This window comes from Myxococcus sp. MxC21-1, assembly GCF_032612255.1.
GTDB lineage: Bacteria > Myxococcota > Myxococcia > Myxococcales > Myxococcaceae > Myxococcus > Myxococcus virescens.
On sequence record NZ_CP123278.1, the window covers coordinates 7,008,078 to 7,022,657 of the forward strand.

Genomic DNA, 14,580 nt, shown 5'->3' on the forward strand with positions numbered 1-14,580 from the left:
TCAGAACGTCCCAATGCTGAAGTGGAACTGCGTGGTGGCCTCGTTCACCGACTCGTCCGGGTCCAGGTTGAAGCCCACGTCGAAGGCCAGCGGCCCCACGGGCGTCACGTAGCGCAGGCCCGCGCCCGCCGTGTAGCGCAGCCGGCCCGGGTCGAACTGCGTCCGGTCCAGCCACAGGTTGCCCGCCTCGAAGAAGAGCCCCAGGTCCACCGAGGACAGGGCCGGCAGGCGCAACTCCGCCTTGCCCAGGGTGAAGAGCTCGCCACCCTGGCTCGCGGGGACCTGCCCGGCGAGCACGGCCTTCAGCTCAGCGGAGCACCCCGACGGCGAAATCAGCGCACGGCAGTCCCGCAGTCGCTGCTGCAACGCGCCGCGGACGTCCTCCGGCAGCACACCGTCCTCACGGAAGCCGCGCAGGCTGGACGAGCCGCCCAGGTAGAACAGCTTCGAGCCAATGGCCTGCGCCTGCTCCTCCAACGGGATGATGGTGCCGGCGCGCGCGGACAGCGCCACACTCGCCCGCCGTCCCAGCGGGATGTAGCCGCTGAGGCTGCCCGACAGCTTCACGCCGTCGATGGGGTACGCATCCACGCGGTTGCCCGCCACGTCCGTGGGACGCACGCTCAAGCCACGGGTGAACTCCGCGCTGGAGACGAACACCACGCCCCGGCGCGGGTTGGCCGGGTCATCCCGGAAGTCGAGCGTGACGGAGGGGCGCAACGAATGCAGCGCGAAGTCGCCGAACGGGTAGCGCAGCCGCTCCCGGTCGGCGCGGTTGAGCAGCTCCAGCACGCCCGCGCGCGAGCGCAGCCGGTTGTTCTCCACTTCGTAGGACAGCGACAGGTTGAGCCACGTCGCCGCGGCCCAGTCCATGGCGGCCGCCGCCGCGAACCGCGAGGACACGTAGGAAGGCCGGTGGACGCGCTCGCCAATGAGGTCCAGGCGGGCGCCTACCTGCAGCGGCAGCAGGAAGAACAGCCGCGGCTGCGCCAGCGCGAGGTTGCCCCGGCCTCCCAGGCCATTGAGCCCCTGGAGCTCCACGTCACAGCCTGGAGCCGGACCGCCACCGGGCACCGTCTGCTGGCAGGCGATGCGCCTGTCTCGAGACAGCGCCTCCGCGCTCCAGCCCGCGTAGTTGATCTTCCCGCGCGCCAACAGGCTGAGCCCCAGCCCGTCCAGGTTTCGGTAGGCCGTGTCGAGCGTGATGCGGGGACCGTCCACCAGGAAGTAGCCGCCGGACACCTGGCCATCCAACCGGGGCCGCTCCTGGACCGTCACCAGCACGTCCTTGGTGTCCTCGCGCCGGGTGGGGTCCGCCAGCGCGATGTCCACCTGGCGGAACACGCCCAGGCGCGCCAGGCGGCGCTGGCCCTCCGTCAGCTCATCCAGCGCGATGGGCTTGCCCTCCTCCACCGCGAGGTTGGCCAGTACCAGGTCCGGGTCCGTGCGCGTCAGGCCCTGCACCAGAATCTTCCCGACCTTCACCTGCGGGCCCGCGTCCGCGCGGAAGATGACGGTCGCCTGCGTCCCGTCCTCGCCCACGCCCGTCTCCGTGGTGACGCGCGCGAAGAGGTAGCCCTGCCGCCCCAGCTCCTGCTCCAGCGCCTGCCGCGAGGACTCCACCGTGTCGAAGCTCAGCGGCGCGCCCTCGCGCATGCGCCGGCCCATCACCCACGCCGTCAGGCCCGGCGGCACGCCCTCGAAGTCCACCTTCACCAGGCGCGCCTGAGGCCCCTCCTCCACGTCGAAGTCCGCGACCGCCGTGCGCCCCGCGACATCCACCGTCAGGCCCCGGAACGCCACCACCGCGGAGAGGAAGCCCTGCTCGCGGTAGGCCTCGTTCATGGCCTCCACGGCCTCCAGCCACGCGTCCTCCACATACACAGTGAACGGTGGCGGTGGCGGCGCGACGCCCGGGAGCTCCGGGCCGTGACGCCCCTCGGTGTTCAGCGGGTCGTCGAGCATGCGCTGGTCCAGCTCCGGCCGCGTCATGCCCGCCAGCACCTGCTCCGCGAGCAGCGCGCGCAGCGTCTCCACCGGCAGCCCGCGGTTGCCGTGGAAGCGCACGTCGGTCACGCGCAGCGGGTGCCCCTCCTCCACGTCGAACACCAGCGCCACCACCTCGCCATCCGGACGCAGCACCTCGCGGGGCCGCACCCGCACGTCGTGGAAGCCGCGGTAGCGGTAGAAGACCTCCATGCGTCGCGCGAGCCGGCCAGCGACGACCTCGTCCATGGGCTCCGAGACGTCGTGCGCCAGCACGCGCTCCAGCACGCCGTGCGGGAAGTGGCGGTTGCCGTGGAAGCGCACCACGTAGCGAGGCCCCGCCATCAGGGGCACCGCCACCGACGCGAAGCTGCCCTCCACCAGCACCGCCGGCGCCCCCACCTGCGCGCGCCAGTAGCCCTCGCCGCGCAGCAAGGTGCGCAGCTCCTCCAATGAGCTGGACAGGCGCGCCCGGTCGAACACCTGCCCCGGATGCAGCGCCAGCACCTCCAGCAACCGGGACAGCGGCAGGCCCGGGCTGCCGGAGAAGGTCACCTGCCGCACCCGCGTGGGCAGGCCTTCATCCACGGTGAGCACCACCGCGATGCCATCCGTCACCGGCTCCTGCGTCACGGAGACTCTCGTCGAGTCGTACCCCTTGCGCTGATACGCCTGGAGCACGGACGACACCGCGCCCTGCAGCTCCTCGGCGTCCAGCGGCCCGCCCTCCAGCAAGCTGCTGGCCTCCAGCAGCTCCCCGTCCGACAGCACAGAGTTGCCTTCGAAGCGCAGCCGCGCCAGCCGCGACACGGGCGTGAGCTGGAACATCAGCCGCACCCCGCCTCGCACCGGCTCCGTGCGCGCCACCACGTCCGTGAAGCGACCCGTGGCCCACAGCCGCTCCACCGAGCGCCGCACCGCGCCCGGCGTCAGTGTCTGCCCCTTGCGCACCGCCACCAGGTCGCTCAGGCCCTGCGCGTCCGCGCCTCCGGAAAGGTGCAGCTCCACGGCGATGACTTCGGCGCCGAAGCCACCGCCGTCGTCCGCCTGCGCGCGCGCCGCGCCCGGCACGAGGACGCAGAGCACCAGCGCCAGCACCGCGAGGGCCCGGACTATTCGACCTCCCAGCTCAGCTTCAGCTCGAGCCCGAGGTTTCCAAACGAGGCTTCGTTGTTCTCGTTGTCCCACTGGGCCTGCGCGGAGAGTCGGTCATCGAAACGGTACTCGGCCCGCGCCCGCGTGCCGCGCCCGCTCACGGGTTGCGTCATACCGATTTTAAGCTGCTCGCTCAGGAACTTCGACTCCAGTTGCGCGGTGGGCTCGGCTTGCCGGGTGGCGTCGTTGTAGGTGGTCGAAATCTGCAGGGACAAATCCCTCAACACCGGATTGCTGGGCAGGAAGCGCTGGAGCTGCCGGTCCAGGCCCGACACGTTGAAGAGGGCCTCGGCCGCCAGGCCGGCGCTCGCCGAGGCCGCGGTATCCTGGTCTGACGAGGTGAAACCCAGCGTGAGGAGCGAGACGATGTCGCCCTCCACCAGCGCCGGCTCCGAGGAGAGGAGAATCTGCGGGTCCGACGGCTTGCCGAAGGCGTGCAGCTTCACCACGTACTCGCGCACCTGCGTCTGGGCCTGGACCTCGAAGACAGGGTCGATTTGCGTGGTGTCCTGGAACTCGAGCTGCCCCTGGCTGATGGTGAAGGGGTTGTTCCGGAAGAACGCCTGGCTGCCCTCGGCCAGCTCCACCCGGCCCAGCAGTCCCGGCCGCAGGTCCGTCCCCGTCAACCGCACGTCCCCCAGCAGGCGGGCCTTCGCCAGGTTGTTGTCCACGCGGACGTCGCCGAAGTGGACGTTCACGTCCCAGATGACCCAGGGCTTCGGAGGCTCACCGGACGACGAGGACGAGCCCGCCGCCAGGTGGGTGGTGCGCTTCTGCATCGTCTTCAGCAGTGCATCCACGTCCAGCGCCTTCTGGTAGCGCATCTTCACGATGTCCATGCCACCGGTGACGGTGAAGCCCTTGGGCGGACCAATCACCTGGAGCAGGCCGGAGAAGGTCGCGGGCAGGTCCTCCGTGAGCCGGTAGGGCACCTCGTCCAGTTGGATGGTGAGGCCCAACCGCTGCGGCAGGAAGCGCTCCAGCCGCACGTCGCCGCGCGCGGACACGCGACCTTCATTGAGCTGGCCCTGCAGGTGCTCCACCAGTACGCGCTGGCCCGTCATCTCCACGCGCCCGGCCATGTTGCGCACCTGGACGGGCCAGTCCCGCAGCGCCAGCCGCATGTCGAACAGCTCCGCGGAGCCCACCACGGAGGGCTTCTCCAGCGTCCCGGAGGCCTCGGCGTCCACGGTGATGCGCCCGGAGGAGCGCTCCACCATGGCGGGCATCAACGACTCCAGCAGGCGCAAATCCAACCCGCCCCGCAGCGTCACGTTCAGGCCGCGCGGGCTCATCCACCCGCCCAGCGACAGGTCCACGTGCTGCCCCGTGAAGCGGAAGGGCTGCACGTCCGTCCGCCCGGCCGAGTGCGCCAGCACGATGGGGCCCGCGTTCTCCCCGCGTAAATCGTCGCGGGAGAGGACCAGCCGCTCCACGGTGGCGTTCACCTGCGAGCCCGCGGGCTCCAATAGCAGGCCCTTGGCGCTCACCGTGCCCGACAGGGCCCCGCTGACGCCCGCCCACAGCGGCGCGTCCGGCAGCAGCGGCCGAATCTCCGGCAACGAGAACGAGCCCTGGGCTTCATAGGGCCAGTTGTCCTGCACCTTCATGCGGATGCGGCCGGTGGCGTCCCGGAAGGGGTGGCCCCACACCTCGAAGTTCTTCCCCACCATGCGCCCGGTGAGGTCCATGGCGCCCAGGTTCCGCTCGGCGAAGGTGACGCGCGGCGCGCGCAGCGTGACGTCCACCACCGGCACATCGGCGGTGCCCGACACGACGCCGTCCATCACCATGGTGCCCTGGATGCCCATGCGCTCGGCGAGCTCCGGGTCCACCGCCTCGGCCAGCGACAGGCCGTCTCCGCCGAAGCGGTAGTCCAGCCCACCCTCGAACGTGAAGGTGCCCTCCGCCCAGGTGCGGCCCAGCGGTCCCGTGAGGGTGGTCCGCTCCAGCACCATCGCCTTGCCATCCACGAAGCGCAGCCGCGCCGCGCCGTCGCCCATGCGCCGGCCCAGATAGGTGGTGTCCTTGACGTCGAACGCCACCAGCCCCTCCAGCTTCTCCACGGGGCTGTCCACCTCCACGCGGCCGGTGGCCGTTCCCCCCAGCGTGCCCTGCATCACCGCGAGCGACGGACTCAGGCCCGCCACCACGTCCACCAGGTCCTCGTTGCGCCCCTGCGGGACGTTCACCTCCAGGCGCAGGTTGAGCAGCCGCCCGAAGGACACGCCTGCCTTGCCGTAATACTGGGTGCGGCCCTTTTGACCGGAGAAGGCGGGGAACGTGAGCAGGCTGTCCTTGTAGGCCAGCTTCCCCTGCATCACCCCCAGCGACAGGTTCCAGAACTCGAAGTCGCGGAAGGACAGCCCCGCCTCCACCTTCACGTCCGACGCGGGTCCGGTAATCGCGTAGGTGGCGTGGCCCCGTCCGGCCCAGGGCAGGCCCGCGATGTGACCGAAGTCCGCCAGGTCCACGTCGCCCTGCCCGTGGATGTCCAGGCCCAGCCCGCCCGCCAGCAGGAGCACGACGTCGCCCGTCACGCGTGAGTGGCCCACCTCCGCGTTGACGTGGCTGAAGGCCACACGGTCCGCCTGGAGCTTCACCTGCGCCTGCGCGCGGGCCTTGTCGAACTCCAGAATCGTGAGGCCGTCCTTCGGCTGCGTGTCGAACGCATGCGTGGCCAGCACGAACTTCCCGGTCCGCAGGTCCAACGGCCCTGACAGGGAGAAGCGCGGCAGCAGGTTGCCGGACAGCCGCGCGTCCAACGTGGCCGGGAAGTCCACCCAGGAGCCCTTCACCCCCGCCCGGTCCAGGATGCGGCCCAACGACGCGTCCTCCGTCGTCAACGACACCTCCAGCGGGAAGTTCGGCGTGAGCCCCAGCCGCCCTGTCGCGCGCACCTTGCCCGCGCCCACGGGCAGGGTGAGCTCCTCCAGGCGGACGTCTTCACCCGAGTACGACAGGCGCGCGTGAAGGTTCGTCGGGCCGAAGTCCCCGTACCCCAGGCTGTTGCCTGACAGCTCCAGCGACACCGCGGGAGACGCCACCTTCCCCGCGATGGACACACGCGACCAGAGGTGCCCCGTCGCGGGGCTGGGAATCAGCCGGGCCTGGTACAGCGCGCGCAGCGGGAGGAACACCTGCGCGTCCAGCGCCAGCCGCGGCGCGCACAGCGAATCCACGCGACCGGACACCGTGGTGGTGATGTCGTCGAGCGACACCTCGGCGCGCTCCAGCTCCAGCAGGGCCTCGTCCGGGTCCAACGCGCCCGCGATGACCAGCTGCCCCAGCGCCAGCTCGCGTCCGTCCGGGCCCAGGCGCACCCGGCCGCGCCGGGCCTCCACGTCCAGTTCGATGACGCCCCACTGCTCGTCCCAGCGAACGTCCAACTCGTCCACGTCCACGCGCCGGCCCTCAGGCAGCGCCAGGCGCAGCTCCGCGCCGGAGATGTCGAGCTTCGCCACGCGCAGGTGCTCGAGCGGCTCCAGGAAGCAGAAGTTGGACTTGGGCTCCGACGGCGACGAGGGCTGCGACAAATCCAGCGCCACGCGCGGCCGGGATGCCTTCACCTGGGCCAGCGTCAGCCGGCCCCGAAGCGGCTGGAGGAAGCCGAGCTGCACCTCCGCCCTGTCCACGGCCACCAGCGGCGAGTCCGTGCCGGGGAGGAACAACGAGAAGCCGTGCACCACCACGCGGGAGCCCAGCGGGTCCAACTCGCAGCGGCCGAGCCCCACATCCAGGCCCAGCACGTCTGGCAGGTGCCGGCGGCCCAGCGTGCACGCCACCTCCCAGGACTCCGGCATGCGCAACAGGAGCACGCTCCCCGACAAGACGAGGAGCACCAACAGCAGCGCCCTGCGCGCACCGTGGCGGCCCTGAGAGGACAAAGCCGCTACAGCTTACCCAGCCCTTCGAGGTAGCGGTCGATCTCCGCGAGGTCCACCTTGCTGCTCGTCGTCCTGGGGAGCGTCGACGCCGAAGCGCCCGGCCGCTCGGCCGCTTGCCCAGCGGGCGAGTTCACCCCGAGCAGGCCCAGGTTCTTCCCAATGCGATGCACCAGCTCCGCGGACACCGTCTGCTCGCGCGCGAGGAAGGCCTCGAAGAGCGCGTTGTCGCACAGCGTGTTGATGACGCGGGGCGAGCCGGACGAGTGCTGGTGTACGGCCAGCAGCGCCTCCGGGCTGAAGGGCATGCGCGGGCAGCCCGCGAGCCGGAGGCGGTGCTTGACGTAGGCCTCGGTCGACTCGGCGGTGAAGGGCTCCAGCCGGTAGCGCATGGCCACGCGCTGCGCGAGCGGCGGGTCCAGCTTCAGGTTCTTTTCGATTTCCGGCAGGCCGAAGAAGACGAAGGAGATGAGCTTGCGCTCCGGCACTTCCAGGTTGAGCAGCCCCCGGAACTCCTCCATCAGCTCGCGTGTCTCCAGCATCTGCGCCTCGTCGATGAGGACGACGGCCTTCTTGCCGGACTCGTAGATTTGGAGCAGCCGCTGGTACAGCTGCGACAGCAGCGCCAGCTTCTCCTGCGCCGGATTCTCCACGCCCAGTTGCAACGCGATGCGGCGCAGCAGCCAGTTGGCGGTGATGCCGGAGTGGATGATGACGAGCAGCGCGGCCTCGTACTCGGACTCCGGAAGCGAGTCGAGCATGCGGCGGGCCAGCGTCGTCTTCCCCGCGCCGATGTCACCGACGAGGATGGACAGGCCCTTCATGTAGCTCACGGCGTGCATCAGCCGGGTGAGCGCCTGCGAGTGCTGCGCCGAGTTGTAATAGAAGCGGCTGACGGGAGCGTTGGAGAAGGGCTCCTGGGTCAGCTCGAAGAAGTCCAGGTACGTAGTCATGGGCTCGCCGGACCTCGCGGGGTGCAACTACAGGTAGCCGACCTTGCGCGCCTTGGACGCGCCAGCCGCTGGTATCGGAGTGGTGGGCGCCGCGGCCCCCGCGGGTGCGGGCGGACTGCTGGTGGCCTGGGCCCCATTGCCAGAAGGCGTCGGAAGCGGATCCTCCACCGGCGCCACGGAAGCCGCAAGCCGGGACACGTGCCCGGCGACATCGCGGTACTTCCCGTCCATCGCGGCCACGCGCTGGTAGTGGAAGAGCGCCTTGCCCGCATCCCCTGGGCCTCGTAGGCCGCCGCCAGCTCGAAGCCGAGCGCCTTGGCCGCCTCGCCCGTGGCGTGGGGGTTGCCCAGCCCCTCGCGGAAGGCCTCCACGGCCGCGGAGGCGTCGCCGCGCAGCAGTTGGAGCATGCCCATCATGGTGATGCAGTCCAGCTCGCGCTTGCCGCCCGCGCTGCCCTGGCGGGCCACGTCGAATTCGTGGAGCGCGTCGTCGAGCAGGCCCATTTCCTTGTACGCGATGCCCAGGTCGTAGTGCGTGTCCACGTCCTCGGGCTTCACCACCTTGGCCAGGCTCTTCTTGAACTCGGAGAAGACCTCCTCCACTGAGTACTGGAAGTCCTCTTCCGCCGGCAGCGCCGAGGCCCCGGCGTCATCGCCGAAGTTGTCAATCTCCCCGGCCAGCTCCGCCGCGAGGTCGAACGCGTCGCGCTCGCCCGTGGTCTCCTCGGCGTCCTCGTAGCCGTCCGTGACGGGCTGCACGCTCGGAATCTGCGCCGGCTCCGCGGCCGCGTCCTCCTGCTCCGCGCCGCCTCCCGCCTCCGCCCCCTCCAGCCGCTCCATCAGCTCGGCTGCGCGCGCATGGCCCGGGAAGGCAATCATCACCGTCTCGAGAATCTCGCGCGCCTCTTCCAGCAGACCCTGGTCGAGGAAGAACGACGCCTCGTCGCACTCCTCCGCCGCGGGCTCCTCTTCATCGGCGGCGGCCTCGACTTCCGGCTCGGGCTCGGGTTCCGGCTCCGGCTCGACCGCGGGCTCCTCGTAGGCGATCGGCTCGGACAGCTCGTCCGCGGACAGCTCCGGCGCGTCCTCCACGATGGACTCGTCGTCCACCGCCACGATGGCGTGCGAGGCCGTGGGCTCCTCGAACTCCATCGGGTCGCCCAGCGAGGGGCCCCGAACGGGTCCTCGTCCAGGTCGGCGGCCGTCAACGGAGCGGCGCCCACGCGCGTGGGCACATTCTCCAAGTCCAGCGGTGGAGGCGCCTCGTCGTCCAGCGTAGGCACGTCCAGCGAGTCCAGCGTGGGGACCTGGAGCGTGTCCGGCGAGGCCTCGTCGAGCAGCGCCTGCGTGGGCGCATGCATCTGCGTGGGCTGCGGCTCGTCGTCGTCCCCGAGCGACAGCGCCTCCATGGACGTGGCGGCGCCGTCGTCCACCAGCGACTCGTCGTCGAGCGAGTACGCCGCCGCGGCAGCCAGGTCATCATCGCTGGAGGCGACGAGCGGCTCGTCATCGGTGACGCTGAGGCCCGGCTCGTCGGACAGCACCAACTGGTCGTCGTCCGTCACCAGCGTCTCGTCCACCGACGCCGCCGCCAGGTCCTCCGGATCGGGCGTGCCGTACACCTCGAACTCACCCGAAGTGATGGCCTCGCCCACCAGCGCCTCTTCGCTGATGACCGCGGAGTCGCTGTCCTCCTCGATGACCTCGTCCGAATCGCCCGAGGGCAGCGTGGTCAGCGCCAGCTCGTCACCGGGCGGGTGCAGGAGCGCGTCTTCCGGCGGCGGCGCGACGAGAATCTCGTCGTCGCTGGAGTCCACCAGGATGGCGTCCTCGCCCACCGACTCCACCACGGACACCGTCGGCGCGGCGACCACGGGTCCCGTCGTGCGCAGCACGGACAGGAACGCGGGCACCTCGGGATGGGCGGGATTCTCCTGGAGGATGGTGGCCAGGTACGGCTGCGCGCGCTGCACGTCGGCCGTGCGCGTACACAGGCGGAGCACGTTCAGCAGCTGCTCCGACGCCTGGGCCATGTTCCCGGACGCGACGTAGATTTGATACGCCTTCTCGTGGGCGTCGAGGTTCTCCGGCTCGACGGAGAAGACCTTGCGCAGGTGCTCCAGCGCTTTGTCGTGGAGCCCGTACTTGACGTAGACGTCCGTCTCCGTGAGCAGCTTGGAGAGCTGCTCGCGCCCCATCCCCGCCGGTGCGGGAGGTGCCACGGGCGCCGGCGCTGCCGCCGCGGGCTGGGGCGCGGGGCGCGGGGCGGGCTGAGGTGCCGCCGTGGGCTGGGGCGCCGCCGGTGCGGGCTCGGGCGCGCGGCGCGCGACCAGGTCCGGGTCCTCGGGGTCCAGCACTTCAATCTGCGTCCAGACAGCCTCGGCCTCGGTGACGCGGCCGCGCTCCTGATGAATCTTGGCCAGCTCCTTGTAGACGGAAATGGTCTTCGACGTCTGGCCCAGGCCCTGGAACGCTTGCGCCAGCAGCGTGAGCGTCTCCACGTCGCGGCCATCGGCCTTGAAACACACCTGCAGCTTCGCCAGCGCGCGCTTCTGGTCGCCGCGCTGCAGGTACGACGTGGCCAGCTCCTTCGACAGCGGAAGGTTGTCCGGCTCCAGCGCGGACAGCCGCTCGGCCACGCGGAGCCAGTCATCCGCGCGACTGTTGCGCTTGAGGTACTCGGCGGCGCGCTTGAACTCCTGGGCCGCCTCGCGCGTCATGTTCTCGCGCGCGTACAGCTCCGCCAGCTTGATCTTCGACGCCACGTTCTCCGGGTCGAGATCCACCATCTTCTTCAAGGTATCGAGCGACGACTTCGTGTCGCCCGCCTTGTCGTAGTGGTTGGCGACAATCTGGAAGTACGCCATCGCCTCGGACATCAGCCCGAGCTGCTGGTGAAGCTCCGCCAGCTTGAGGTTCACCTCCAGCAGGTTCGGATTGAGCTTGAGGACCTGCTTGTAGAGCGCGACGGCCTTGAGGAAGAAGCCATCCGACGAGTAGCTCTCCGCGACCTTGGTGAAGAAATGGGCGGCCTGCGGGTTGTCGTTCTTCTTCTGGTACAGCTCCCCCATCTTCTGGAGGACCCGGATGTCCTTCGGGTCGACCTCCAGGACCTTCTGGTACTCCTTGATGGCCTTGTCGTAGGCGCCCTTCGCGACGAGCTTCGCGGCGGCTTCGATGATCTTGTTCTTGTCCATCGAGCGGTGGGCTTCCAGCAGGCCGAAACCCCTTGAACTTCGCGGGTTTCCATCCTCAGCAAGGGGGAGTGTCGGAGGCTAACGGAAAGCTCCGACGCGGGTCAAGAAACGGCCCGGCTCCCCCCGGGCCGGATCACCTGCTTGCGTAGCGGCCCGACAAGCGGGAATTCACACCACGTGGATGGGTGCTACGGCGTCTCCTCAACGGCCTTCTTCAGCCGCCGGGAGCCCGTCTCGCTCGCGAGCAAGCGCTCCACGAACCGGGTGTCGTAATTGCCCTCCTGGAAGGACTCTTCCGCGAGCGCGGCCCGGTGGAACGGAATGTTGGTGCGGATGCCTTCCACGACGTATTCGCCCAGGGCGCGCTGCATGCGGCGGATGGCCGTGGCCCGGTCCTCCGCGTGGACGATGAGCTTCGACAGAAGGCTGTCGTAGTACGGCAGCACCGTGTAGTTCTCGTAGGCGCCCGAGTCCACACGCACCCCGTAGCCGCCCGGCACGCTGTAGCCGGTAATCTTCCCGGGCCAGGGGGCGAAGGTAATCGGGTCCTCGGCGTTCACCCGGCACTCGATGGCGTGGCCACGAATATGGACGTCCTCCTGCTTGAAGCGCAGGGGCTCCCCATAGGCCAGGCGGATCTGCTCGCTCACCAGGTCCACGCCCGTGACGAGCTCCGTCACCGGGTGCTCCACCTGGATGCGCGTGTTCATCTCCATGAAGTAGAACTCGCCGCGCTCGTCGAGCAGGTACTCGATGGTGCCCACGTTGTTGTACGCGAGCCTGCGCATGGCGTTCACGGACACCTCGCCCATGCGCTTGCGCAGCTCCGGCGTCAGCGCCGGCGACGGGCTCTCTTCAATGAGCTTCTGGTGCCGGCGCTGCACCGAGCACTCGCGCTCATTGAGGTGGACGATGTTGCCGTGCTCGTCCGCGACGATCTGGATTTCGATGTGGCGCGGCTTCTCCACGTAGCGCTCGATGTAGAGGTCGCCATTGGAGAACGACGCCACGGCCTCCGCCTGGGCGGTGGAGAAGGCCTGCGCCAGCGCGCCCGGCTCGCGGACGATCTTCATCCCCTTGCCGCCGCCACCGGCGGCCGCCTTGAGGATGACGGGGAAGCCAATCTCGCGGGCGAAGGCCTCCGCCTCACGCGGGTCCTTCACGGTGCCGGGGCTGCCCGGAAGCAGCGGCAGTCCCGCCTCGCGCGCGGCCTGGCGGGCGCGCACCTTGTTGCCCATCAGCCGGAGCATCTCCGGCCGGGGGCCAATGAAGCGAATCTTGCAGTTCTCGCAGACCTCCGCGAACTCGGCGTTCTCCGACAGGAAGCCGTAGCCCGGGTGGATGGCGTCCGCGCGGGTGATTTCGGCGGCGGACAGCAGCTGCGGGACGTTGAGGTAGCTCTCCTTGGACGCCGGCGGGCCGATGCACACTGCCTCGTCTGCGAAGCGGACATGGAGCGCGTTGGCGTCCGCCGTGGAGTGCACCGCGACCGTGGCGATGCCCAACTCCCGGCAGGCGCGGATGACCCGCAGGGCAATCTCCCCGCGGTTGGCGATCAGCACCTTCTTGAACACGTGGGTGTCTCCGTCAGGGCCGTCATGAGGAGCGGCTCGCCCGTGGGATACGGGCGGCGCGCCAGCCTCATCTTCAGGCCACTTCGATGCGGAACAGCGCCTGACCGAACTCCACCGGCCGGCCGTTCTCCACGAGGATTTCCGCCACCCGGCCGGAGACCTCGGACTCAATCTCGTTCATCAGCTTCATCGCTTCGATGATGCAGAGCACCTGGCCCTTCTTCACGATGGAGCCCACCTCCACGAAGGGAGGCTGGTCCGGCGCGGGGGTCCGGTAGAACGTCCCCACGAAGGGGCTCGTCACCTGATGGCCAGGCTTCTCCACCGGCTTCTCGGCGGCCGGAGCCGGCGCCGCGGGAGCAGCGGCCGGCGGCGGAGCGGCAACGCGAGGAGCGGCCGGGGCGGTGTACTCCACCCCGACACTCGCGGCGACGGGAGCCGGCGCGGCGTGGTGGACGATGGTCGTCTCGGGGCCCTGGCCGCGGCGGATGAAGAGCTTCTCCTCGCCGCGCTTCCAGACCAGCCTCGTGACGTCCGAGGACTCGAGAATCTCCACGATCTGCCGCAGGGCATCCACGTCCAGGGACGTGCCACCCGTGTCAGCGGGACCGCTCGAGGCGGCCTCCGTCCGAGCGGGCGCCTGGGCCCGGGTCGACTTGCGCTTCGTTGCCATATCTCGCGTCCCCTTCCCTCCGGCGTCGCTGCCGAGCTGCGTACTAGCCCCTGGTGGCCACGCGCGTCAGGTACTTGCCGTCGCGCGTATCGATCTTCAGCACGTCACCCTCTTCGATGAAGAGCGGGACGTTGACGGAATAGCCGGTCTCCAGGACGGCGGGCTTCAGTGCGCCGGAGACCGTGTCACCGCGGATGCCCGGGTCACACTGGGTGACCTTGAGGTCCACGGAGTTCGGCAGTGTCACACCAATGGCCTTGCCATTGTAGAAGAGGACACTGACGTTGATGTTCTCCTTCAGGAAGTTCTTCGCCTCTCCGAGCACCTTCTCACCGAGGAAGGTCTGCTCGTAGTTGCGGGTGTCCATGAAGTAGAACTCTTCGCCCTGGACATAGAGGTACTGCATGTCCTTCTCTTCGATGTCGGGCTTGCCCACCTTCTCACCGGACTTCAGCGTGGGCTGGAGCACGCGGCCGGTCAGGAGGCTGCGAATCGTGGTGCGCACGAACGCGGAGCCCTTGCCGGGCTTGACGTGCTGGAAGTCGACGATTTCGTACGGCTCACCGTCGATTTCAATCTTCAGACCCTTGCGGAACTCGGACGTATCGATGACACCGGCCATGGGGACCGACTCCTTACAGACTCGCAGCAGCGAAAGCTTGAAAAGTCCGGGGTGTCTAGCCCATGCGCCCCTTCCATGGAAGGGGAAAGCAGCGGCGGAAGCGTCGCCTGGATGACTGCTGGCTGGGCGTCCGACTAGAGCTCGGCACGCACCTTGGGCGCGGTGACGCGCAGCACGTAGCGGCCCTTGCCGAAGTTGCCATCCGCGTGAAGGGCGAGCACCAGGAAGTAGTCCGGTGACACCAGCCGCATCACGGTCAGCACCTTCTCACTGTTGACGCTGACCTCGCTCACGGTGCCCGTCTTCAGGGTCTCCGCGGCGTTGCGCAGCTGGGTGAGGAGGTTGGCGTACTCCACCCAGGCGCCGTTGAGGTCCAGCTCGGCGCTCTCATCCTTCTGGAAGGTGTCGACGGAGATGCCGTCAAAGCCCATCACGCTGCACGCGAGGGCTCCTTCGACCTGGTTGACCACCGACTCGAGGTGCGTGCGGAAGGACATGGGTAGAGGCTCTTAGAAAGACGGCCGGGGCCCAGTCAAG

8 protein-coding genes are annotated in these 14,580 nt (G+C 69.3%); all 8 read right to left on the reverse strand.

The features are described 5' to 3' along the window. Positions 1-3,084 (reverse strand): POTRA domain-containing protein, encoded by a 3,084-nt coding sequence (locus QEG98_RS31185; protein WP_316563884.1) that lies wholly within the window; start codon positions 3,082-3,084, stop codon positions 1-3. Positions 3,085-3,098: 14 nt separating this feature from the next. Continuing rightward, on the reverse strand, positions 3,099-7,028 hold the full coding sequence (locus QEG98_RS31190) for a translocation/assembly module TamB domain-containing protein (RefSeq protein WP_316563885.1): 3,930 nt from the start codon (positions 7,026-7,028) through the stop codon (positions 3,099-3,101). A 5-nt stretch (positions 7,029-7,033) separates the two neighbouring features. After that, entirely contained in the window at positions 7,034-7,978 is a 945-nt protein-coding gene (locus QEG98_RS31195) for an ExeA family protein (RefSeq protein ID WP_316563886.1), read from the reverse strand. Positions 7,979-8,855: 877 nt separating this feature from the next. Beyond that, positions 8,856-11,174, reverse strand: coding sequence for a tetratricopeptide repeat protein (locus QEG98_RS31200; protein ID WP_410477868.1), 2,319 nt, complete (start codon positions 11,172-11,174; stop codon positions 8,856-8,858). 188 nt (positions 11,175-11,362) lie between these two features. Then, positions 11,363-12,748 (reverse strand): acetyl-CoA carboxylase biotin carboxylase subunit, encoded by a 1,386-nt coding sequence (gene accC / locus QEG98_RS31205; RefSeq protein WP_316563887.1) that lies wholly within the window; start codon positions 12,746-12,748, stop codon positions 11,363-11,365. A 73-nt stretch (positions 12,749-12,821) separates the two neighbouring features. After that, complete coding sequence (accB, locus tag QEG98_RS31210) at positions 12,822-13,421, reverse strand: acetyl-CoA carboxylase biotin carboxyl carrier protein (RefSeq protein WP_090490325.1); 600 nt, start codon at positions 13,419-13,421, stop codon at positions 12,822-12,824. 43 nt (positions 13,422-13,464) lie between these two features. Then, positions 13,465-14,043 (reverse strand): elongation factor P, encoded by a 579-nt coding sequence (efp, locus tag QEG98_RS31215; protein ID WP_090490326.1) that lies wholly within the window; start codon positions 14,041-14,043, stop codon positions 13,465-13,467. A gap of 134 nt (positions 14,044-14,177) precedes the next feature. Then, positions 14,178-14,540, reverse strand: a complete 363-nt coding sequence (locus tag QEG98_RS31220) for a roadblock/LC7 domain-containing protein (protein WP_011555721.1) — start codon at positions 14,538-14,540, stop codon at positions 14,178-14,180. Positions 14,541-14,580 lie beyond the last annotated feature (40 nt).